The following is a 22,586-nucleotide window of genomic DNA, read 5'->3' on the forward strand; positions in this document are numbered from 1 at the left end:
TGGTTTTACCACTCCAACCAAGCTTTTATAAATAATAAAAGGTAAAATATATTATGAAACATGCCGAAAAAGAACAAGAAGGTAATCAAAAAGGATTTAACTAAATCCAAGTTTACCACCGTACATCACAGTATTTTGTACGACCAGAGATTAAGTGCCAACGCACTTAGAATTTTAATAAGCCTATTGGCAGATGCTGAAAACTTCAACGCTTCCTATAAACTATTTGAGAATCGATTCAACATTAGTAATAAAACCGTAAAAGCTGTATTCAAGAATTTAGAAGAATGTGGGTATGTAATGCGCACCAAATTACCTAGAGGTTTTCATTATACGATTTCAGAGTTTGGGAATCTTAATCCAACCAAAGTTGTAGAAACTCCAGCAATAAAAGAAGTTGATGTTAAGTTGGAAGAAAAGATTCAAAAGCAAAAAGATTTGCTTCAAGAGTATTTAATCAAAATCAATGCATATTTAGAAAACGACTATATTCAAAATTTCATGTTTGATTTGGTTAGTTCTCATACGGATTCAAGTGGTTTATTAGATTTTTATGCATTTAGAAATAAAGCTGAAAAAGAAATTAAACTTATTAAAAAGGAGCTATTTAAAAGTTTAATATCGCATACCAATAAACGTAGCCCTAGTATTTCTAAAAAAGCTGATAAGAAATATAAAGAGTGGTTGAAAGAAGAAATCTATGTGAAAAATAATATTCCAACTGATGCAGAATGTAAGCACAAATGGAAACATATTAAAGTTAGAAATCAAGAATTTAAAACTGATTATGAAACGGCTAGATATGATAAAGCTGAACAAGATTATTATGATAATCAATAATGTTTTATTCTATTAAAATTTAATTATAATATAAAAACCACACGATCGTGTGGTTTTTATATTTATTATAGTATATAATGTAAATGATATTGTTTTTAGTAGCGTATTTAACCTTTGACTAATTGGTCAAACCTTAATTTATAATCTTATAAGTAGCATAAAATATAATAACTGGTTGTAGTACTTTAACTTTAAAATAATGTAGTAATTATTAAGAAAGTAACACTATACCATAAACAACAAAAAGATGAACCTAAATCCATCTTCTTGCATATTCTAATTATTTAATTTACTACTAAGAATTATCTTCTACAGTAGCATTTGGTGCATTGTTTTTAACAGAAGTTATACCATTTTCCATCGCATCTTTACTTGAATACATTTCACTGGTTCCAATGATTTGTCCGTTGGATGCTTTTAGATTGAAGTATGGACTTCCATCTTTAGCTGTTAATCTATTATATCTAGCATCATCTTGTGAATTAGTTTTAACAGATTCTATTCCGTTATTACAAGCTGCTTTAGTAGTATAAGCTTCACTAGCTAGAATAGTTTGTCCATTTCCAGCTTTTAAGTTAAACCTAAATTGTCCAGATTTATCTGTTGTGATTTCAAATTTTGACATAGTTATATATATTTAGTTATAATCAATTTTTACACTATCTACAGATATTATTTTTGAATTCTTAAATTTAAACAAGTATGCATCTGAGCTACCAAACATTATCTCTTTGTAGTTTAAATTTTTATTTGTTTTATAAACTTCAACTAATAAACTATTATTAATAGGTTTTGAAAAAAAGGCTTTATAATCAAAAATTTCGCCTTTCTCTAAATCTAATTTTTTTGACAAAGAATAATTATAAGGATTAAAAAAATTACTGTCTTGAATAGATGATAAAGAATCTAATACTTTTATTAGGTCTTTTGATTTTTTCTCTGCTATTTTATCTGAAAAAATAGTTAAATCGAGATTGTTAATTGAATCAGAAACAATAAGCTTTTGATGCCTTAACTTTACATAATCGTAAGCTCTCTCATAAAGTTTACTGTCTTTTGGTATTGAGCTACACGAATAAAATGATATCGAGAAAACTGTAATAATCTTAAATACTTTCTTCATAATTAATATTCTATAAATTTTTGACTTTTGCTTGACGGTGTTGAACCAGAGCTTAATCTTCTCTTAGCTCCTTTATCAAAAGGAATATATGTTTTAGAGCCTCCAAGATTCATGCCCATATACGATGTTCTTTGACCATAACTGGAACCTAATTCTTTTCTAATAGTATTCATTCTATCAACTACTTTACCAGTTCTTCCAAACGCTGATTTATCATCACCAACACCTAAACCAAATGCTGAATGTTGCATCTCATGTAAAAAAGTCATACCAAATCCTAAAGAAGTTTTATTCATATTTTTAGTTCCATTAATAAAATCCTCAACTTGCTTAGGCCCTATATTAATTAATGAGCCTCCACGACCTGCTTTCGACCTAGTTTGGATTCTACCATATCCTTTTTTCTTATTATCAATTGCAGAAATTAAATCTTTTTTAGCTGTTTCACTTCCAGCGGTAAACTCACCGTCTTCAGACACATGTCCATTATCAATTGCTTCTCCATCTTCATTTTTAGCATAAGTTAACATTCCAGACTTTTGGTCTAAATTAAGCATTAAACCTGTTACCTTAGTTAAATCATCAACTATTTGTTGAGCATAATTTGTCCCTTCATTTCTATCATGTCTAATAATCAATTTCAAATTAATACTATCCCCAGCTATTTCTGGGTAATTAATAGGGTTATTTAAAGTAAAGTTATAAGGGCTATTATTTTTATATTTCTCAGCAAACCTGTCAATTTTATTAAATCTTGCTAATGCTGGGTCATAATCTCTCCAACCATAGGCAATAGTGTTTAAACCTAAATCTTCTTCTAGTTCTTTATTTGCATATCCTTTTTTCTGAGCAACACTATTTCCAATAGGTTGCGTAACCGTATTATATCCTTTATGTTTTAAACCAAAAGGATAGTAATTAGATTCCTCAATAATCTCAGTACTAGCATCAATAATACCATTGTTATCATTATCAGCATAAGATAACCTCACATTACCAAGGTGGTCTTTGTATTGGTATACATATTTAAATCCTTGTGTAATATCATTAGCATTTTTAGGTGTTACGTAGCCCTCTGGGTGGTTAAAGAATTGCAATACATTATTTCCATATACATAATTCCCTGCATATTGCGTAGTAACTCCGTTTACGGTTTTACTTAATTTTATACCCGCAGCATCGTAGGTGTAATCAATATTTTTGCCTCCTATAGTTACTCGTGTTGGTAAATTTAAATGATTGTAGGTAATATTAGTAATACCTTTATTTAAATCTTTGGTCATATTACCATTTACATCGTAAATATACTCTGTAGTAGCATTTGCGCCATCTTTAAAACCATAGGTTGCATTCCCTCCTGTAAGCTCTTCTACTTTTATTAATTGATTACTGGTATTATTATTAGCGTAGGTATATTTCAGATTATCCATTAACCCAAAGCCAGAACTATTAGAAGCTATAGGGTTTTCTACTATATGTCCATTTCTTTGAAGGTTTCTAATATTTCCGTTTTTGTCGTAGATAATTCCACTAACATCGTATTTATTACCTAAAACTCCTGTTGCGCTTGTGATTCTGTTTAGTGCATCATAACGATAATTATACATCTTAGCACTTTTATCTGCGCTTAATGTATTCCAACTTGTTTGAGAAATATTTCCGTTAAACAAAGCCGTACCAGTACTTGTAGGGTTATTATAGTTTATCGTAAAGTTAAACAAATCATTGTCAGTTGTATTACTATCTTGGTTGATGTTTTTTAACCATCCTCTTACATTATATGTGTAGTCTACATTTTGTAATCTGCCATGTGTTGTTTTACCTCCAACATTTTTCCTTTTAAGTTGTCCTAACTCATCGTAAGTGTTTTCTGTAATAACTTCTATTCCTGTAATATTTGTTCCTTCTTGGGTTTGTCTTGTTAAACGTCCAACATGATCATATTCAAATTTATCAGTAAGCACAAGCGTAAGCGTTGGTAAGTTATCATCTGTTTTCGTATGAATAGAGGTTGTTTCTTCTACTTTACCAACAAAATCTAACTTACTTTTTACAATATCTGTTGATTCTAAATACTCATTATGGCTATAAACTTGTATTGGACGCGCTTTTTCATCGTAATAAGATACTGTCGTAATCCATTTCACAGGAGATTCTCCTAAAACTTTTACTTTAGAACCTGTTGCTAATCCTTTTAAACGCATTGTTGAATTTACGCCATAGATATTATTTATTGAAGTTGTTGTACCTGCTCTATCAAAAGTATAATTATCATAATAATTTACTGTAAATACCTCTAAGTTTAATTTTGGAAAATCACTATTTGTATAATAGATTCCTAAACTCTCTGGTATATCTTTCTTCTCTTCAAAATATTCAGCAGGAGTATTATTTTCTGAATCAAAATGAGCTTGCATTTGTGATCCAGTAAGAACAGTAGTGTGAGTATATAAACCTGTATAAACAACTCTCCCTAAGGCATCATACTTCGTGAACAACCATTTCTTATCATCTACTGTACTATTATTATTTACACTTCTTAAATTGGCATCTTGGGTTAATACAGGTCTATCTAATTTATCATATACTATATATTCCCAACCCTTCCCTGGTATTTTCTTTTCTACCAAACGGTTTCTATGGTCGTATTTGTATTGATAACAAAGTTCATTTAGCTCAGTAGAAGAAATACCATCATTTATAATTACTTTAGGTGGTAAAACAAAGGTTAAATTTCCATAAATATCATATACATAATAAGTATTGTGTGGTATGTTACTTTCAAAAGTTCTCTTTAAAATAACACGTCCTCTATAATCTTTAAAAGTATGAATAGTATTATTGTTTTGATCTGAAATTTTCCAATTTTCATTCTTTGTAATGAACTTATACAAAGTAGGAGCAGTAAAAGCCCCTTGTATTTTTTCTCCAATAACTAAATGCCCCTTATTAATAAGTGAAGGGATATTGCTTGAGTTTAAATTTACACTAAAATTATATACTTCGTCAGATTCTTGGATAAGTTTTACTTCGCTTTTAATAGTGTGTTCATTTACAATTCCTTCTTTCCAATCATTACCAGGAGCAGCGATTTCGTTTATTATATTTAAGGGTGAACCATCAAAAAAAAATTCACTATATGGATTTGTAGTATATTCATAGTCATTTTTATTATAGAATAAATTTGTTCTCATTAACGCATCCTCTCTATAGGCTCCAGCTCCGCCTGCATCACTGGAAGTATAGGGTAAATAGTTTTTAGTCTGTCTACCTAAATTATCATACTCGATATGGGTTACAATGTCTTTACATGTTGGTGATTGACCTATACCGATACTTTGTTTAGCTCTTCCTAAGCCATCATAATAAGTAATTTGCTCTACAACGTCTTTCTTATTAGATACAACTCCCGTTTGAGTTGCTGTTTGAAAAACCCTTGATAGCACATAATTCTCATTACTTATATTCAATGATGTGTATGGATCTGATACTATTCTTGCTGTAAAGTTTGCCCCTGATTTTATCCACGTATTAGGCTTTAATATAATACTGTTAGTAGCTGTTAAAGTTTCCTTTCCTGTTACTGTATAACTTCCTTCTTTGGTTACATTTTCTTTTACTTGTCCTAATAAAACTAAAGGAAAAATATAAATAAGTATATATAATATTTTTTTCATCCTTTATTCTTTCTTTTCAATTAGCAATTTTTCTATTTTCTCTAACCTCTCTTCTAAAAACTTATATTTTTCTTTTTCTTTAGATAGCTCAGTTTCTTGGTTTTTTATCCTCTTCTCTTGAGATATTGCATACAAAGTAAGTTCTTCTATTTTCTGTAGTAATTTTTTACTTATTAACCCTAGCTCTAACCCCTTATTTTCTACTTCTTCAGCTGAAGGCATTTCTGGTAAGTAACCTTTATTTACAATATGATTTTCAACTTCTTTTAAAGCTAGCAATTTATATTCTTTTTCAAAAACATAATCTGGCCAACCTGACATGTCTACCTTAACTTCTTTCGTATGAATTCTTCCATTAACTGCTAATTTAGCATCTGGATTACTTATTCCAATACCAATATTACCATCACCTCTTAGCACTAAACTATTATCATTCCAAATAGTTCTAAGTTTAAAAAAATTACCTATCGCTCCTTGACCTGCAAAAAGCCCTTGTATTGAAAATTGATTTGGAGTATTTAAGTCTTTACCTATTTTAATAATATCAGCTATCTCTACATTTCCATAATTTATAAATTGTAATGCTCCTTTTTCAATATGAACCTTCTCTAAAGGATTTACCGTTCCAATCCCCACATTATTTGGCCAAAGCAAACCTTTATATTCTGAAATAATTAATTCATCTCCTTCACCATAACCTCCCCATCCTATAAGGGTATGATCACCTAATTTAGTTTCCCAATCCCACCCTAAAATATAATTATTATAACTTGTATGATCTATTATTTTTGTAACATGACCATAATTATCATCATAACCTCCATTATTAAGCGTGAAACCACCTACTTTTAAATTTCCTTTTATAGCTAATTTAGCATCTGGAGAAGTTGTTCCAATACCAACATTTCCAGAGTTTGGAAATGTGTTTTGTGATGAAAGTGATATTGTTAATAATAAAGTGATTAATAAAATCAGTTTTTTCATAGCTGTTTAGTTTTTATAGTTGTATTTATTTTCTTTTAATATATATCCATCCTTATCTTTTACAAACTCCAATCGATTAAAATCATCATACTCATAATAGATAACTTGCCCTCTAGGGTCTGTAACACTACTAACACCTATCAAATGCTTATATGTATAAGAGGTTATTTGTGTGTTTGACAATACAGTTCTTAATTCTTCCATAATTTGTCTAATAGAACTATCATTTGAAAAAGCAACTTGATTAAATGGGATATCAAGATCATTTGATAAAGCATCTAAGACATCATCATATTTAGCGTTTACAACTTCTGCAACCAAGTAATTATCAGACTTATATCCATATATTTTTGCAACATACACACCATCTTTTCTTAAATACTCAATAATTCTTCCTTTAAAATCTCTTTTAGTTACTTTGTTTGATTCTGTAAGACTTCCATCTCGTGCAATAAAATTTATCTTTTCTAAAGCCAGTACGTTATTTGTAAAATTTTTATAAATATGGTTTTCTGAGACTCCATTAAAAGAAATTTTTAACGGCGTAGAAAGTCTATTCTTAGTAATTAGTTCATTTGAAAACGGTAGTGTGCTAATTTCATTCTCTTGCTTTCTATTTCCTCCTAAAATTGGGTATTCATATGTTTTTGAAATAGCATTCTCGTAATCATCAGAAATAGCATCACAATCTTGTTCTCCTCCTTGTGATGTTGGTTCACAAACTGTTACCTCTTTAGTTTCTCTTAAAAGTAAAGGGTATTGTTTATCAAATAAATAACTTCTTTTTGTCTTAAAAGTACGTGAAACATTTTCTGTCCCTCCTTGGGTATACACTATATTACCAACAGGGTAGTCTTTTGTTTCTATAGTAGTTAATACATCTCTAGTTATAGGGAGCTGTATTTCTTCGTAATATGCTCCGCATTTACCACCAGACTTGTCTACAAGATAAGCAGACCAAGAACCATTATAGCAACCATCTGAAGGATCAGAAGATGCTTTATTTTGGTATTTAATTTTAATTGCACCAAATTCTTTTTGAGTATATGTATATTTTTTTTCTAATCGAATGTTCCCATCCTTACTGTAGGTTTCTTCTCTTAATATTTTACCTCTAAGAAAATCTTTATCAACAAATAAAGAAGGAGCACGGATAATAGACCAATTTTCACTTACAAAACGAGAAGAATTAGAATTATCATAAGTTATTATGGGTTTAGTATTTTTATAAACACCACCCGCTCCTGAAGGAGAACTATAAAAATATTTTACAGAACCATTGTTAAATCTATTTTTAACAGATACAATTCTATATCCAACAAAAGCTCCTTGGGTAAATTCTACTTGAGATTGAGGAGAAAGAAATGTACAGAGTCCAATTCCACCCATTTGAGAAAATGAAGTTGCTCCATTTGCTGGTAAAACACCTTTAAAAATGCCGAAAATTGGAAAATTAGCAATACTACCATCGAAGTATTCATAATCTTTTATTTGAATATTCCCTTTACCGTCATGGAGTTTTTGACTTTTTATACGCAAACCACCTCCTTGTCGTATTTTACCTGAATAATAAAAAGTATTCAACTCATATTCATATTCATTATATCCTCCTGTAGGGAACACTATTTTTTTCAATGAATATGTTTTAGAGTAGTTTGCATTGGCTTCTAACGAAAAATTCCCTGGCACATAAATGTCGTCTGCTTCGTAAAATGGAGAAAGCCTGATATGTTTTGAGTGAACAGAATTATTATAATTTAAATAAAATTTTGGAGTTGGATCTGCAAGTGACGAATTGTAAGATCCATTATTATATCCTAAAAAATCATGTGCATAAGAACCTCTTGGAGGCATTTGACATGCTGTATTGTAAGCAAAAGTATACCCCGGTAATTCTTCTAAATTAGCATCTACTTCATAAACTCTATCAAGTCGCAATCTTTTACTTTGAGGAGTATTACTTGAAATATTGGAGTGAAAATAACTATAAGATAACTTTATGTGCTTAATTACATTTCCGTTAGTGTCATTTACTTTAATTTCGGTTAGTGCTTTTTCATCCGTATTATCTTCTCTATTGGGTCCATAAATAAATTCAACATAACCTTTATCGAATATAATTTTTTTTAATCTTTTTAATACTGGGTATATCGTTTTAGAGTAACCACCATTTACAAAAACGATATCACCACCTCCTGCATTACCTGCTTGTTTAATATTATCAAAGAAAGTAACGGCATATTCTTCATACTCAAAATCTATAACTTGATTTGTGCTTGGATCAAACATTCTATCTAACTTGTAGTTTGAAACAGTTTTTTCTGTTGCTCCCCATGAGTTAGAATATTTACTCCTATATGCAGGATAACTAATTGAGTTTTCTTCTGAACCAAAACTATATTTAACTCCATCTATTGAAGTAATATCTGTATTAGTAAATTTTTTTACTCCATTAACCCCTCCAGATCCTGAAAAATTTTCTGTACTAATATCTATTATATTCCCTTTATTTTCTAGTTCTTTTACAGATAGGTTTCCAACGATCCATTCACCATTTATGTAGCTAAGTTTGCTAGAACAAATATATCTTGTAGATAATCCTGGCGCACTTGCTGTAAATACATCAGGCTCAACATCTTGCTCATATTGCATAGGAGAAGTACTGCTATAATAAACTCTGTTTAAATAACCCCCTAACGCATTCGAACCTAAGCGAAGTGGTCTAAAATCATCAATTCCCTTAGTCACTTTAGAAATCATTCCTCCAGCATTTAAACTCCAATTCATTCCCACAGATGAAGCCATGTCATTTACTTTTACACCAGAAGTGTTATAAGATAACGAAATAGGTATATTCATGGAACCTGATGTAATAGTGTAAATTGGAACTTCAACATTAGCTCTTCCAGTATAATTACTCACAGGGACAAAATTAACTTTTTGAAATGCAGAAGCATCTGGGGGTTGAGGAGCAGAGTTTCCAATCACTTGAGAAGCAATGTATATACTTGAGTTAAGAAAATCTTCATAATATACATCCTGAGCAGAAGCATAAGTAACAAGCATGACAAAAACACTTAATAATAATTTTTTCATAAAATGTAGTGATAATCAATTTAACAATTTTTTATTTTCGGCAACAAAATAGGAATAATAATTATACTTTTGTACCTAATGGAACCTCTATTTAAATTATTTTCTATTATTGTTTTATTATTGATCCTCTATCAAGATATAAAAGAAAGAAAAGTAACATTATTTCTCTTTGTTATTGGTAGTTTTTTTGGAGGGCTTATAAATTATATAAATAGTTTAACTGAAGTGTTTTTAATCAGTATTGGAATCAATATTTTGATTATAATTATAATTTCTTTAATTCTTTTTCTTTATACATTTTTTTTTTGAATAAAAATTTATTTGAAGCAATTGGCTTAGGTGATTTCTTATTTTTTATAATGTTGGCCTTTAGTTTTCCTACATTCTCATTTTTAGTACTTTTATCAACCTCTCTTATTTTTTCGCTCCTATTATTTTTGGTTTTAAAACCAACTTTAAAAATTAAAACTGTTCCATTAGCGGGCTTACAAGCATTTTTTATAAGTTTAGTGTTAATTATAAATTGGTTTTTTAACTTTGTAAATATTTATGCTTTATAAATGAAAGAGAAAGAACTACAAGAAATATCTACCGAAATTATACAATCTATTAACGCTGAGATAGCACATAGTTATAGAGTGATTCCTATTAATGATGGTAACACTTTTTTAACTGATAATTCTAAGCAAAACTCTTTGCAACAAGAATTACAAATTATATTAGGAAAAAAAGTTTTTTTAGAAAAAGAAGAATCTGAAACAATTAATATTCTTCTTCAACGAAATTATAGAAAAAGAGAAGTAACTGGTTCAACAACCTTGCAATATTCAGAAGATTTTTTATTGAACACGATTCACGAGGCAAAAGAATTAGGAAGTAGTGATATTCATTTTGAAGCTTTTGAAAAACAAAATAGAGTTCGTTTTCGAATAGATGGTAAATTAATAGAGCGTTATATTATTTCTGCAGATGAATACCCGAAAATAATCAATAGAATTAAGATTATGGGAGGATTAGATATTTCTGAGAAAAGACTGCCACAAGATGGTCGTATTAACCTTACGTCAGAAAATGAAGATTTTGATATTCGTGTATCTTCCTTACCTACTTTACATGGAGAAAAATTAGTGCTTCGTATTTTATCTAAAGGTAATTTAACAGTTAACTTAGATAATCTAGGTTTTACAGATAAAGAATTAGAAACGTATAAAAATGCCGTAAAAAAACCGAATGGAATTGTATTAATTTCTGGACCTACTGGATCAGGAAAAACAACTACTTTATATGCTACTTTAAAGTTGCTAAATACTAACGATACTAATATTTTAACCATTGAAGATCCTATAGAGTATACTTTAGAAGGCGTTAATCAAGTGCAGTTAAAAGAAAGTATCGGTTTAGATTTTGCAAGTACTTTACGAACTTTTTTAAGGCAAGATCCCGATATTATTATGGTGGGTGAAATTAGAGATGTAGCTACTGCAAATATGGCTATTAGAGCTGCTTTAACTGGTCATATGGTATTATCAACCATACATACGAATTCTGCTTGGGCTACGATTTCTAGACTTATAGATATGGGAGTCCCACCTTTTTTAATAGCAAGCACTTTAAATGTAAGTGTTGCACAACGATTAGTTCGTAAATTATGTAAAGCTTGTAAAAAAGAAGAAAAATTATTAAATAATCAGTTACCTTCAGAATACATAAAACAACTTAGGATAGAAAAACATTATGTAGCAACTGGTTGTTCTGAGTGCTATCAAACAGGATACAGAGGGCGAAAAGCTATTTATGAAATTATTCCTATTACGAAAGAGTTAGTACAAAATATTCAAGAAAAAGAATTAGATATTTCAGAATATCTAATAGAAAATAAGATTGCTACCTTACAAAGAAATGTATTAGAGTTAGTGAAAAATGGAACTACATCAATAGATGAAATATACTCTTTATTGATTTCTTAATATGAAAAAACAACAAAAAACATATTTATTATTAGCTGGAGTATTAATTGTCTGGGGTGTAATTGGTTATCAAATATTTAGTCAATTAAATCCTATAGAAAAAACTTCATTTATAAATAATAAAGAAACTGAATTTGTACCAGTAAAAAGAATTGAACAAGAAAAATATATTGTGAAAGCAAATTATAGAGACCCCTTTTTAGGAAAAACGCACTCAAATAAGAGAGTCAAGCCTGGAAACAATACAGCAAAAAAGAAAGAAATTATTCCTTTTCCATCTGTTGTTTACACAGGTATTGTAGAAGGTAAATTGGCAAAATCCTATATAATTACTGTGAACGGGAAACAAGAAATATTAAAAATTAATCAAACTTTTGACAATATCACTCTTTTACGGGCAAATAGTAAAGAAGCTACCATTAAATTTAATAGTGTAATTAAAAAGGTTTCTATAGAATAATGATTTTTTTTAAAAAAGTAAAAGCTGGAGCGTTACAATATGTATTAGTTATTTCTGTAATTATTGCATTGCTTCTTTTTGCATTTATTTCTATAATATATTTACAACAAAAGCTACAGACAAAAAATACATTTTATAAAGAGGCGATTCAAAATGTACAAATTGGATTTAATACTATTAGTAACTTTCCATATGACAAACCAATAGAAAAAAAGCTTTCAGAAAATGAACTTGAAAAAACAATTTTTCTAAAAAAGCATTGGGGTGTTTTTGATATTGTTCATATTTCTTCTTCAATTAAAAATGAATATTTTCAAAAGATTGGATTAATTGGAAATCATAATAGTAAAAGAGATGCTTTATATCTTCAAGAAAACAATAAACCATTAGTACTTGTTGGTAATACAAATATAAAAGGAAATGTTTCTTTACCAAATCAGGGAGTGAAGTTTGGTAATATTGGAGGAAATTCTTTTTACGGAAGTCAATTAATTTATGGAAAACAAAAAATTAGTAATTCCGTATTACCTCGTATAAATAACTCAGCATCTATAAAGAGTTTATTTGAAAGAAGTTATATGAATGATAGTATTCAGTATTTTGAATTAGAAGAAGGTTTAAAACTCACACAGTCATTTAATAAGCCAACTACTGTTCATTACACCCAAGACAATGTTTATTTATCAAACATAGCATTACAAGGAAATATCATCATACATTCAAAAAAATCAATAACAATTGACCGTTCAGCAATACTAAAAGACATTATTCTAATCGCTCCAACTATAAAAATATTAAAAAATACATCAGGTAATTTTCAAGCTTTTGCTAAAGATAAAATTTTAGTAGAAGAAAAATGTAAATTAAACTACCCTTCAGCCTTATTATTAATTCAGAATCAAAAAGTAGAAAAAGAAAATCATATAAATATTGGCAAAAAAACCACTATAAAAGGGAGTATAGTTTACCTTAATGAAAAAAACAAACCTAATTTTGATTCTCAAATATTCATTTCTGAAAGATCAACCATTGTAGGTGAGATATATTGTAATCAAAATTTAGAGTTGTTAGGGAGCGTTTATGGTTCTGTTTACACAAATAACTTCATAACAAAACAATTTGGATCTGTATACATAAATCATATTTACAATGGAGTTATAAACTCTTCAGAACTTCCCAAACAATATTGTGGACTACCTATTAACAACTCTTCCCAAAAAGTAGCGAAATGGTTATATTAAAAAAACTACTTTTTAAAAAAATAAAAGCATCTTCGTTAACAGAAGTGCTTGTAGCTTCCGTACTTATTTTAGTAGTATTTGGAATTGCTGTTATTACACTTGACACAACATTACAAAGTTCAGTTAATAAAAATACGCAGCAAATTGAAACAAAATTATATGAGTTACAATATTTATATAAGTATCAAAAAATAGCACTTCCTTATAGAGATGAAATTAATGATTGGCAAATTTCTATTGAACAAAAAATCGATCAAAAAAAATCTTTAGTGCTATTTGAAGCAATTCATAAATTATCAAAAAAGAAAATCATAAAAAAAAGTAAAGCGATTGAAATTAACTAAAAAAATAAATGCGTTTACTTTAAGCGAAATGTTGGTCGTATTAGTTATTTCGAGTATTGTTATAGCTACTGCGTTTCTGATATTATCTATGGTACAACAGCAATTTCGTGTTATACAAACAAATATAAATCACAAACATGAAATAGGTTTCTTTGAGCGAATCCTTTGGCAGGATTTTAATAAATATTCTGTTAAATATCTAAAAGATATTGATCGTTTAATTTTAACGAACCGTATAGATTCAATTACATATTCTTTTTATAAAGACTACGTCATTAGAGAGACTGACACTTTACCTATTCAAACCGTACAAAAAGAATTATTTTTGGACGGTGTAAAAGTTACATCAGGAAATATCGATGCAATTAAAATAGAAATAACTCCTTCTCTTGGAAGTAAAAAGATATTTGTTTACACATCTAAGGATGCAACATTTTATTTAAATAAATAATGGCTTTTCAGTTAGAAAACATTCAAGAAAAGAAAAAGAACACAGATGATTCTTTTGATATTAATTCACTTTTAAAAAAAGAAATTAATTTATTTGGTACTTCTTTTTCTAATAAAAAGAAAGAAGCATTCTATACAGAATTAGCCGTTTTATTACATGCTGGATTAGAATTAAAAGATGCATTAGAGTTAATAGGAATTGAACAAAAGAAAGAAATAGATAAACAACTATTTCAAAATGTTATTGATGCGCTTATTTCTGGAAGAAACTTATCAGAAGCCATACACGCTCAGAAACAATTTTCTGAATATGAATATTATTCAATGCAAATAGGTGAAAAAACTGGAACGCTTCAAAAAGTAACTGAAGAATTAGGGTTGTTTTTTAGAAGAAAAAATGAACAACGCAGAACCATTTTAAATGCACTCTCATATCCAATAGTTGTACTCTGTACCGCTTTTTTAGCAATTCTATTTATGTTGCAATTTGTAGTACCAATGTTTGCCGATATTTTTAAACAGAATAAAGTGGAGCTACCTTGGCTTACACAACAAATCATTTATCTTTCTGAAGGTTTTGGTAAGTATTATTGGCTTGGTGGAATTATGATTCTATTAGTTATTGCTTTTATAAAATCCTTTAAAAAGAAAATGTGGTATAGAAAGCTATTTTCTACAATACTTTTAAAAACTCCTTTCGTCGGAGATTTCGTTAGAAAAGTGCGAATTGCTCAATTTACACAAGCCATTTCATTATTAGTAAGTGCAAAAGTTCCTTTATTAAATGGGATTCAACTTACCAAAAAGATGATAGACTTCTATCCTTTACAAATCTCTTTAGGGCAAATAGAAAATGATATTTTGTTAGGGAAAAGCCTCCATAAAAGTATTTTGAATCAATCTTTTTTTGATAGAAAAATGGGCTCATTAATTAAAGTAGCTGAAGAAACGAATCAAACAAAGACTATCTTTAACCGCTTAACATATCAATATAATCAAGAAATAGAACACAAATCTAAAATGATCAGTGCAACCATAGAACCAATTATTATACTGCTTTTAGGGGGTGTTGTAGCAATTGTTTTAATAGCCATGTATTTACCAATGTTTCAGTTAAGTATTGTTATTGGTTAATCATTTTTTGTAAAAGAATAGTAGTTGTTAAATAATAACGGTTTGTTTTATAGTTTTTTTTCTTTTCAAAATTTACTGAAATCAACTGCCCTAATTGTTCATGTTCTAGGTGATTGATTAATTTTAAAAGACTAACATAATCTCCTTTTAACTCAAAAAAATAAGTTTCTATTGCTGTTTGATTACTCTTTATTTTATGAGGTTGATTAAAAGCAATTATATCAAGATTTTTTCCTTTTGAAAATTTAGTAATTTTCTTCAATAGCATTTGCTGAAATGAAGTTTCAATAGAAACATTTTTTGAAGTTAAAAAAGCATCTAAACTTTTATTCTTTTGCTGTAAATATTGAATTTTAGCGGCAGCATTATCTACTAAATATTTTTCTTTTAAAAGATTTGAATGGTGCTTCTTGAACTCTAATGTTTTCTTAATAGAGAAGTTGTATGCTATAAGAATACTCGCTAAAAAACCAATTAATAACCCAATATTTTTCTGTTGATTACTCATGTATTATATAGATTAAAACTTTAAAGGAGGTTTTCTTTTTTTCTTTCCCTAGTTCAATAATTACCTCATCTATCCACTCTTTCTGTTCCAAAGAATTTATAAAACTTGTAAAGTCTTCATTATTACTTATCCCCCCTTTTACTTGTAATCTGTTTTTAGAAATAGTTATTTGCTTATCCTTTTTTATACGGGTAGTTAATGGTTGATATTCTAAACCTGTTAATGTAATTGATTTTGGTATTAGTAAAGCTATTTCATCTAAATATAATGACACTTTTGATTGAGATACAGAACTTAAATTATCAATTACTTTTTCCTTTTGATCAATTTGATTTTGTAATTTTAATAACTGGCTCTTATAATTTTCGTTTAATTGAACTTCTGTTATTAGTTTATTGTTCTCTGAATAATAGTGGTTAAAAACTAAGAAATTTAAAAGCAGGACTAAAAATAAAAAAGCTAATCCTGTTTTTAATCCTATAAAAAATAGTTGTTTTTGAAAATAATCATCTTTTAACTCTTTATTTTTTTTGTGTAGTCCTAATTGATTATTTTTTTCTAGATAATAACTAAGAATTCCTCCTAATGGCAGCAATTCTTTATTTGTAACTTCTAGATCATTTACAGAATAGTTTACATCTTTATATTCAACCGTTTTCTCTATTCTTTCTAATTGGTGGTTTTTTATCTTTAGAATTGAACTTGATGTGCACACCTCGTCATAATTAATAAAAGAAAGTACATTTTGGATTACTAAAGTCCCTAAAGAAAATCCAATAATAGAAACTTGATTCTTTTCATATTTACTAATTAAGTTATCAATAAACTCTTTTCTACTAATACTCACAAACGAAGAGGTTTCTGTAGTATATACTTCGTAGTAAAAATCACTTAAAGCAATACTTGGAAATGCGTTTTTGACAATTAACTCAGGCGAGTTATTTATAACATCAGTTTCTTTTGAAAGAACTTGATGATTATTTACAATTAAAAATACATGTTGCTGTTTTAAAAAAGAAAAAAGCTTCTCTAAATCAGAATATCTATTTCTGTTTTTTATAATTAGCTCTTTATCTTTTTTAAATAAACTTAAAAGAGTAAATGCCTCTTTATTATCTATATCCGTATTGTGTTCAATTGCTGAATACGTTAAGCCATATATTAGTCTTTTTTTTATCATTAACGTATAATCGTAGGTTTAATTAATACAGATAATTTTGTTTTAGAGTTTGTTCTTGTCTTTTTACTAAATAGCCATTTAATAACAGGAACTCTTGCTAATAATGGAACTCCAGAACCTGAATCATTTTTAATAGTTTCTTCCAAACCACCTAAAATAATAACATCTTGATCTTGTACTCTAATTATAGAAGTAAATTCTCTTGAATTCATACCGATTGGAGCATTAGCATCAATTTTTTTACCATTAAAGCTTGATTGGTTAACATTAATACTTAATGTTATCTGTTCATTTCCTGAAACCATTGGGCGGATGTTTATCGATAAATCTGCGTCAATTGGTATATAATCGTTAGTAACAACAGTTTGTGGATTCTGTGACCCGATAACATCTGTTCTTTCAATCTTATAATATGAGCGTTCTCCATTTGACAATGTCGCCTGATGCCCATTTAGCGTAGCTAATTTGGGAGTAGATCTAATTTTAACATCTCCATTGGTTTCCATTGATTGTACTTGCGCAAAAAAATTAGGAACTACTTTTCCTACGTTTAAATGCCCAAAATCATTAAATCCTCCAATAATTTTATTAATAGTTTTAGCTCCCAAAGTAACATCTGTAGAAGGAAATAAAGCACCTACATCTTTTACAGGTTCTTTAGCTAAACCTAAATTAATCCCTGTATTAACAGTAGCATTTTTACTTACTTCTAAAATCATTACTTCAATTAAAACAACGGGTACTTTCTTGTCTATTTTACTAATAAACTTTTTAAATCGCTCTATTTTTTGAGCTTCACCACTTACTATAAAACTATTTTGTTCAACATCTGTTTTAATTTCTAAATCTTTTACAACTTCTTTTGGCATGATATTTATCAATGCCTCTGATTTAGAACTATAATTACCAAATGATTGATTATTTCTTGTATCTAATCGTTGTTGCTGATTATTATTAAAGTTATTTTGCAGATTGTTAAATCCAGTATTTGAATTATTGTTATTGTAATTATTTCTTGAATTGAAATTTCTTTGGTTTCTCCCGCTCATTGGCTGATTCATAACTTCAATAGATCTGTACATTAAAGGAATAACTACTGAGCCTCTCAAAGACGCTTGTTTTTCTTTCCCAAAATAATAAACACCGTCTTTCTTTTTAAAAGTAAATGGAGAATCTTGAAGAATTTTAGTCAGTAAATCATCATATGAAATAGATTTTGCTTTTACAGAGGCTGTTCCAATATCATTTAATGGAACATTCGTAAACATATTAATCTTTAAATCATACCCAATCTCTCTAACAATAGATGATATTTTAGTGTTTTCGAAATCTACTTCTAATTCTTGAGTATCAATATCTAAAATTTTAAAGAAAAAATTTTTATTTCTATATCGATTAGGTCTTGGGGTAGACCTTTTGTTATTAGAAACTGTTGACTGACTATTATTACTCTCAAACAAGTAATAGTCGTCATTTGTTTTAGTAACTAATAAATTATTTGAAAAAGCTAACTTATCCATAGCACTCTCAAAAGATTTTCCTTTTATAAACCCTGATATTTTTTTGTTTCCTAACCCAGGAGAGAATACTAAGTTCTTACCAGTTATATTTGTTATTTTTTTGAAAGCGATAGATAAAGTATCATTTTGTAAATCAATAGAAAGTAGATTTTCATTTAAATCGTAGTTAACAAATATTTCTCTTTGATATTTCTTTTTATTTAATCTTAGGATATACTTTTTTAACGATATAATATTTCCAGTAGTATCAAAAGTAAGCTTATACTCTTTACACAGATACAATAGAATGTCTTTAACACTTGCATTTGAAAAATTATGAGACAGCATGATGTTATCAAGAGTAGAATCAATGCTTAAATTAACCTTATTAGCTTTACCAATAGCTCTTATAAAAACTGGCAACTCCATTTCACTAACATTAAGATCTACTGTTTTAGCAAGCCCTACTATAGCTGTTCTCAAACTATCTAAAGTTTGCTCTAACTTTTGAACTCGTTCTTTTTCTTTAAGTAGTGTTTCTTGAGAAAAACTCAATTGAGTAACTAACAGCAAAAAAACTATTAGTGTTACTTTATATATTTTTAGCATTCTTTTTTATTTTACAACAAAAGCACTTATTGAATACGCTGTTTCATATTCGCTATTTTTCGCTTTTACTCTCCATTCATATTCATTTACTAACAAATCTTCCTTAAAAATTGTTTTACTTACTATTGTATCAGTTAAAATTTGTAAAGGATTATTGAAGTCAGGAATAGCAATTTGTAATTGATAAACCTCAGCATCTTCAATTGGATTCCAATTAAAATTTATTTCTCCAGTAGATATTTCTGCTTTATCAGATGGTGAAATTAAAACCACAGATTTATTAGATATATTCTCTATAAAAACTGCTTCACAAGAAGTGAACACCAAAAAAAAACTAGCGATGTATATTAGTACCTTTTTCATTTTTAAAATTTAAAACTGCTTTTAGTTAATTCTTTTTCTAATTCTTCAACATTCCTTTTAGTAGTATTACTACAATTTTGATCTTCATTTAAAATCGTTGCAATTTCAATTTTTCTTCTTGATGTTGTTTTCCAACAGAATGAAGCCAATTCATATCCAAATATTACCTGTTTAGATACATCAGTACTACCAATTTCTTTTTCATTTTTATACACTAACAACCGTTGCTTAGTTTGTTTATCTGTCTTTAAATAAATTGCATCAGATTTCTCTAAAAGATCTAAGAAATCTTGAGTTGGAATTAATCGTAATGAATTTACTAGTAAAGCTCTAGGAGATTTTTTTAAATAATTAAACACTTCTGTGTTTGATTCATTTAATGCTTTAACTACAGCTACTTTATTTTCAATTTTAACAGTCACAAATGTTGGTTTCACAGCAAGTGTGTCATTAAAAATAATTTTATTTAACCTATCTTTTCCTCCTAATGATTTTTCATACAGCTTAAACACCTTTGAAGTAAAAGAACTTTTTGAAACACTAACCCTAATTAGGCTATTATATTTCGGGTTTCCGAAAGTTTGAAAAGTAGTTTTTCTAATTGAATTTTGTATCTCTCCAACAACTCCAAGTTCTACTGAAGAGTTAGTGCTATGGAAATTATTTTTTGGAGGTAAAACACCACAAGAAGTAATCAATATACATATAGTAAATGTGGTAATAGTTAGTAATTTTCTCATTCTAAATAGCAATATTTTTTATTGAGTAAAATAATTAGTGGTAAAAGTAACAATTATTTTTATTTTTGGCTTTTAAAGTTCTGAAAACAAAGATGAAAAAAGAAAATATTTTATTTAAAAAAGTAAATGCTTTTAATTTACAGGAGTTATTAGTTGTCTTAATGATTATTGGCATCTTAATCTTAATTGCATTGCCTAATTTAATGCCTCTTATTTCTAAAGCAAAAAGCATAGAAGCACAAGGCAACCTTACTCAATTATACAACATGCAAAGGAGCTATTTCTTTATGCACTCTAAATATTCTAATGATATAAACTCTATTGATTTTGTAGTTCCTAAAAAAGTTATTGAAGGAGGGCGCTCTAATTATTCTTATGAAATAATTGAAGCTACAAATAGTACTTTTAAAGCTAAAGCTATAGCTATAACAGACTTTGATGGTGATGGTATTTTAAATGTTTGGCAAATAGATCAAGATCAAAATTTAAAAGAATTAATTAAGGATTAAATTTCTTGAATTATCTTAGCTTTTTATGATTAGTCATACGAAAAGAATAAATTATTAAAATTACAACGTTTTCTTAATGAAAATTTGTTCAAAAATGACTTCTAAATAGAAATAAGATATTTTGTTTTCTATCAGCAGTAAAATAATACTCTCTAATTAATAGGTGTGTCATTTTCAATAACTATTAACTAATTTCGGGATTAATATCATATTTATATGATATGTTTAGTTATTTATTTTTCTCCTATTTTTTAAATTCAAAATATAATTATATATTACTAAAAAAGAAGGTTACTATCGATACTATTTAAAAACTTATGAACATCTTGATTTTATATATTTTGTTCTTTAAAAATCATGTTTCTAGTATATTTCTGATTATCAAGGTTATGTTTTTAGTTGTTAAAGGTAATTTTTTTAGTTTGTTTCTAAATTAAATTAAGCTTCTGGTTTTTGTTCCAGTTCAAAAGCTAAACGCTTTATATGTTAAAATTTTTATATCTGTAAATCTATGGCAAGATAAACAGATAATTATTAATTTTAATTTTTTTCTAAATAGTTTTCTAATGCTTTATTAATGATGTTTTTGATGCTTTCATCTTGGTTTAATGCTTCTTGTTTAAGTCGTTTTAGTAAGTTCTTATCTAAGTAAAAAGAAAACTGAACCTCTTCAGTTTCTTTTACAGAAACAGGAATTACTTTTTGGATGGTTTTTATTTGATTGCTAGCCTTCGCTTTATTAATTAAATCATTGAGATTTTGTTTTTCCATAATGCTAGAATTGTATTTTTATATAAGTATATATTTATAGAATTATATGAGCTTTGTTAATATTTCTTTGGTTAGATTATCTAATTGTTTTTGAGCATTTTTATTAGTTTTTACACCACCAACTAAAACAGATCTGGTAAATGCAACGAGATCAGAAATATGAGTTTTGGCAATAGGAATATTATATTCTTCTAAGCCAATTAAAATATCTAAGGTTAGTGTTGTATTAGCCTTAATCATATTAAAAACGACTAGAGAATTAGAAGTTTTATTCTTGCTTTCAATAAGTTCTAAGGTGTTTTTAATAGCTAATAAATCTAAGATACCAGCTTTTGTTGGAATGATAATTAAATCAGCTAAATCTATCAAATCAGGTAGTTGATTGGATAGGTAAGGAGGTGTGTCGATAAAAATGAAATCATAAGGAAGATTTTTTATTTTTTTTATTTCTCGGTTATAAGGCATAATGGTAAAATCAGTTACCAAGTCTTTAATTTGAGATAAACTTCCTTGTAAGTCAAAATCTAAAACAACAATAGCAGCATTTTTAGCAATGTTCTGTGCTATGTTATAAGTAAGTGTAGATTTTCCTACACCACCTTTTTGATGTGTAATTAAAATTATCTTCCCCATATTATTTGTTTTTTGATTTAGACCATTTCTGATAATGTTTAAATGTTTTTGGGTTCTTATTGAAATACAATTGCATGTGGTTTTTCATAGCATCAACTCCTTTATTGTAACTTGTTGTTTTTATTTCTTTTTTTTGTTGATATTGATAAAAGTTAAATCCAAAACTTAAAATGAAGATTATGAAAAACGAGCTGAATAAAATGGTCATCCAATTTGGAATAATGACTGTTTTATTCAGTTTGTTTTGAAGGTTTAAAAGTTCAATATATTGTAATTCATAATTGTCATTTAGTTGTTTAGAAAATTCAGATAATGTAGTTTTAATTTGAGAAGAGTCGATACTAAAATTTGTTGTTTTAATTTTTTCTGATTCTTCTTTCAATTTCGCTACTGCTTTTTCAAATGTTGCTATTTCATCTATTAGCAATGCTGTTACTTCTTCTATTTTTGCCATAATA

Annotated in this window: 21 protein-coding genes; 8 read left to right on the top strand and 13 right to left on the bottom strand. The window is 28.1% G+C overall.

What is annotated here, in order from left to right:
* The first annotated feature begins 60 nt into the window (after positions 1-60).
* On the top strand, positions 61-840 hold the full coding sequence (locus Q4586_RS04555) for a helix-turn-helix domain-containing protein (RefSeq protein ID WP_303526749.1): 780 nt from the start codon (positions 61-63) through the stop codon (positions 838-840).
* A gap of 295 nt (positions 841-1,135) precedes the next feature.
* Here the strand turns inward: Q4586_RS04555 and Q4586_RS04560 are convergent, their stop codons facing one another.
* From Q4586_RS04560 to Q4586_RS04580, 5 genes are read right to left on the bottom strand one after another with little or no spacing between them, the layout of a single operon-like run.
* On the bottom strand, positions 1,136-1,465 hold the full coding sequence (locus Q4586_RS04560; RefSeq protein ID WP_303526750.1) for a YegP family protein: 330 nt from the start codon (positions 1,463-1,465) through the stop codon (positions 1,136-1,138).
* A 12-nt stretch (positions 1,466-1,477) separates the two neighbouring features.
* Positions 1,478-1,963, bottom strand: a complete 486-nt coding sequence (locus tag Q4586_RS04565; protein WP_303526752.1) for a hypothetical protein — start codon at positions 1,961-1,963, stop codon at positions 1,478-1,480.
* Between the two features lie 2 nt (positions 1,964-1,965).
* Positions 1,966-5,640, bottom strand: coding sequence for a DUF6443 domain-containing protein (locus Q4586_RS04570; protein WP_303526755.1), 3,675 nt, complete (start codon positions 5,638-5,640; stop codon positions 1,966-1,968).
* Between the two features lie 3 nt (positions 5,641-5,643).
* Positions 5,644-6,624: a hypothetical protein gene (locus Q4586_RS04575; RefSeq protein ID WP_303526757.1), complete on the bottom strand. Its 981-nt coding sequence runs from the start codon at positions 6,622-6,624 to the stop codon at positions 5,644-5,646.
* Positions 6,625-6,630: 6 nt separating this feature from the next.
* Positions 6,631-9,720, bottom strand: coding sequence for a hypothetical protein (locus Q4586_RS04580; protein ID WP_303526759.1), 3,090 nt, complete (start codon positions 9,718-9,720; stop codon positions 6,631-6,633).
* 560 nt (positions 9,721-10,280) lie between these two features.
* On the opposite strand from Q4586_RS04580, the gene Q4586_RS04585 reads away from it, so the two are divergent.
* Genes Q4586_RS04585 through Q4586_RS04610 form a run of 6 tightly spaced genes read left to right on the top strand, consistent with a single transcriptional unit; the run spans position 10,281 to position 15,316 of the window.
* Positions 10,281-11,687, top strand: a complete 1,407-nt coding sequence (locus tag Q4586_RS04585; protein ID WP_303526762.1) for a GspE/PulE family protein — start codon at positions 10,281-10,283, stop codon at positions 11,685-11,687.
* A 1-nt stretch (position 11,688) separates the two neighbouring features.
* Positions 11,689-12,147, top strand: a complete 459-nt coding sequence (locus tag Q4586_RS04590) for a hypothetical protein (protein WP_303526764.1) — start codon at positions 11,689-11,691, stop codon at positions 12,145-12,147.
* Positions 12,147-13,388, top strand: coding sequence for a hypothetical protein (locus tag Q4586_RS04595; protein WP_303526766.1), 1,242 nt, complete (start codon positions 12,147-12,149; stop codon positions 13,386-13,388). Before Q4586_RS04590 ends, Q4586_RS04595 begins: the two co-directional genes overlap by 1 nt.
* A complete protein-coding gene (locus tag Q4586_RS04600) occupies positions 13,376-13,732 on the top strand; it encodes a hypothetical protein (protein WP_303526769.1) in 357 nt (118 codons plus the stop codon). Before Q4586_RS04595 ends, Q4586_RS04600 begins: the two co-directional genes overlap by 13 nt.
* Positions 13,719-14,183 carry a PulJ/GspJ family protein gene (locus Q4586_RS04605; protein WP_303526772.1) on the top strand — a complete coding sequence of 155 codons (465 nt, stop codon included), beginning with the start codon at positions 13,719-13,721 and terminating at the stop codon, positions 14,181-14,183. Before Q4586_RS04600 ends, Q4586_RS04605 begins: the two co-directional genes overlap by 14 nt.
* Positions 14,183-15,316, top strand: coding sequence for a type II secretion system F family protein (locus Q4586_RS04610; RefSeq protein WP_303526774.1), 1,134 nt, complete (start codon positions 14,183-14,185; stop codon positions 15,314-15,316). Before Q4586_RS04605 ends, Q4586_RS04610 begins: the two co-directional genes overlap by 1 nt.
* On the opposite strand, the gene Q4586_RS04615 is transcribed toward Q4586_RS04610, so the two are convergent.
* From Q4586_RS04615 to Q4586_RS04635, 5 genes are read right to left on the bottom strand one after another with little or no spacing between them, the layout of a single operon-like run.
* Complete coding sequence (locus Q4586_RS04615) at positions 15,306-15,824, bottom strand: hypothetical protein (protein WP_303526776.1); 519 nt, start codon at positions 15,822-15,824, stop codon at positions 15,306-15,308. The genes Q4586_RS04610 and Q4586_RS04615 overlap by 11 nt on opposite strands.
* On the bottom strand, positions 15,817-17,004 hold the full coding sequence (locus tag Q4586_RS04620; protein ID WP_303526777.1) for a hypothetical protein: 1,188 nt from the start codon (positions 17,002-17,004) through the stop codon (positions 15,817-15,819). Before Q4586_RS04620 ends, Q4586_RS04615 begins: the two co-directional genes overlap by 8 nt.
* Positions 17,004-19,112 carry a type II secretion system protein GspD gene (locus tag Q4586_RS04625; RefSeq protein ID WP_303526779.1) on the bottom strand — a complete coding sequence of 703 codons (2,109 nt, stop codon included), beginning with the start codon at positions 19,110-19,112 and terminating at the stop codon, positions 17,004-17,006. Before Q4586_RS04625 ends, Q4586_RS04620 begins: the two co-directional genes overlap by 1 nt.
* Positions 19,113-19,118: 6 nt before the next feature.
* Entirely contained in the window at positions 19,119-19,475 is a 357-nt protein-coding gene (locus Q4586_RS04630) for a hypothetical protein (RefSeq protein ID WP_303526780.1), read from the bottom strand.
* A gap of 2 nt (positions 19,476-19,477) precedes the next feature.
* Entirely contained in the window at positions 19,478-20,215 is a 738-nt protein-coding gene (locus Q4586_RS04635; RefSeq protein ID WP_303526782.1) for a hypothetical protein, read from the bottom strand.
* A 92-nt stretch (positions 20,216-20,307) separates the two neighbouring features.
* Between Q4586_RS04635 and Q4586_RS04640 the strand changes: the two genes are divergently transcribed.
* Entirely contained in the window at positions 20,308-20,724 is a 417-nt protein-coding gene (locus Q4586_RS04640; protein ID WP_303526783.1) for a prepilin-type N-terminal cleavage/methylation domain-containing protein, read from the top strand.
* 540 nt (positions 20,725-21,264) lie between these two features.
* Here the strand turns inward: Q4586_RS04640 and Q4586_RS04645 are convergent.
* Genes Q4586_RS04645 through Q4586_RS04655 form a run of 3 tightly spaced genes read right to left on the bottom strand, consistent with a single transcriptional unit; the run spans position 21,265 to position 22,582 of the window.
* Positions 21,265-21,495 carry a hypothetical protein gene (locus Q4586_RS04645; RefSeq protein ID WP_303526784.1) on the bottom strand — a complete coding sequence of 77 codons (231 nt, stop codon included), beginning with the start codon at positions 21,493-21,495 and terminating at the stop codon, positions 21,265-21,267.
* 42 nt (positions 21,496-21,537) lie between these two features.
* A complete protein-coding gene (locus Q4586_RS04650) occupies positions 21,538-22,128 on the bottom strand; it encodes an AAA family ATPase (RefSeq protein ID WP_303526785.1) in 591 nt (196 codons plus the stop codon).
* Position 22,129: 1 nt separating this feature from the next.
* Positions 22,130-22,582 (bottom strand): DUF6730 family protein, encoded by a 453-nt coding sequence (locus Q4586_RS04655; protein WP_303526786.1) that lies wholly within the window; start codon positions 22,580-22,582, stop codon positions 22,130-22,132.
* Between the last annotated feature and the right edge of the window lie 4 nt (positions 22,583-22,586).

Origin of the sequence: Tenacibaculum soleae (genome assembly GCF_030549005.1) — a bacterium.
Taxonomy (GTDB): domain Bacteria; phylum Bacteroidota; class Bacteroidia; order Flavobacteriales; family Flavobacteriaceae; genus Polaribacter; species Polaribacter soleae.

Bases quoted from the DNA above. Each gene is read 5' to 3' on its own strand.
- Q4586_RS04590 (WP_303526764.1), top strand. From the start codon at position 11,689: ATGAAAAAACAACAAAAAACATATTTATTATTAGCTGGAGTATTAATT.
- Q4586_RS04600 (WP_303526769.1), top strand. From the start codon at position 13,376: ATGGTTATATTAAAAAAACTACTTTTTAAAAAAATAAAAGCATCTTCG.
- Q4586_RS04560 (WP_303526750.1), bottom strand. From the start codon at position 1,465: ATGTCAAAATTTGAAATCACAACAGATAAATCTGGACAATTTAGGTTT.
- Q4586_RS04635 (WP_303526782.1), bottom strand. From the start codon at position 20,215: ATGAGAAAATTACTAACTATTACCACATTTACTATATGTATATTGATT.
- Q4586_RS04565 (WP_303526752.1), bottom strand. From the start codon at position 1,963: ATGAAGAAAGTATTTAAGATTATTACAGTTTTCTCGATATCATTTTAT.
- Q4586_RS04645 (WP_303526784.1), bottom strand. From the start codon at position 21,495: ATGGAAAAACAAAATCTCAATGATTTAATTAATAAAGCGAAGGCTAGC.
- Q4586_RS04630 (WP_303526780.1), bottom strand. From the start codon at position 19,475: ATGAAAAAGGTACTAATATACATCGCTAGTTTTTTTTTGGTGTTCACT.
- Q4586_RS04610 (WP_303526774.1), top strand. From the start codon at position 14,183: ATGGCTTTTCAGTTAGAAAACATTCAAGAAAAGAAAAAGAACACAGAT.
- Q4586_RS04580 (WP_303526759.1), bottom strand. From the start codon at position 9,720: ATGAAAAAATTATTATTAAGTGTTTTTGTCATGCTTGTTACTTATGCT.
- Q4586_RS04555 (WP_303526749.1), top strand. From the start codon at position 61: ATGCCGAAAAAGAACAAGAAGGTAATCAAAAAGGATTTAACTAAATCC.
- Q4586_RS04620 (WP_303526777.1), bottom strand. From the start codon at position 17,004: ATGATAAAAAAAAGACTAATATATGGCTTAACGTATTCAGCAATTGAA.
- Q4586_RS04650 (WP_303526785.1), bottom strand. From the start codon at position 22,128: ATGGGGAAGATAATTTTAATTACACATCAAAAAGGTGGTGTAGGAAAA.
- Q4586_RS04595 (WP_303526766.1), top strand. From the start codon at position 12,147: ATGATTTTTTTTAAAAAAGTAAAAGCTGGAGCGTTACAATATGTATTA.
- Q4586_RS04625 (WP_303526779.1), bottom strand. From the start codon at position 19,112: ATGCTAAAAATATATAAAGTAACACTAATAGTTTTTTTGCTGTTAGTT.
- Q4586_RS04615 (WP_303526776.1), bottom strand. From the start codon at position 15,824: ATGAGTAATCAACAGAAAAATATTGGGTTATTAATTGGTTTTTTAGCG.
- Q4586_RS04575 (WP_303526757.1), bottom strand. From the start codon at position 6,624: ATGAAAAAACTGATTTTATTAATCACTTTATTATTAACAATATCACTT.
- Q4586_RS04655 (WP_303526786.1), bottom strand. From the start codon at position 22,582: ATGGCAAAAATAGAAGAAGTAACAGCATTGCTAATAGATGAAATAGCA.
- Q4586_RS04585 (WP_303526762.1), top strand. From the start codon at position 10,281: ATGAAAGAGAAAGAACTACAAGAAATATCTACCGAAATTATACAATCT.
- Q4586_RS04640 (WP_303526783.1), top strand. From the start codon at position 20,308: ATGAAAAAAGAAAATATTTTATTTAAAAAAGTAAATGCTTTTAATTTA.
- Q4586_RS04570 (WP_303526755.1), bottom strand. From the start codon at position 5,640: ATGAAAAAAATATTATATATACTTATTTATATTTTTCCTTTAGTTTTA.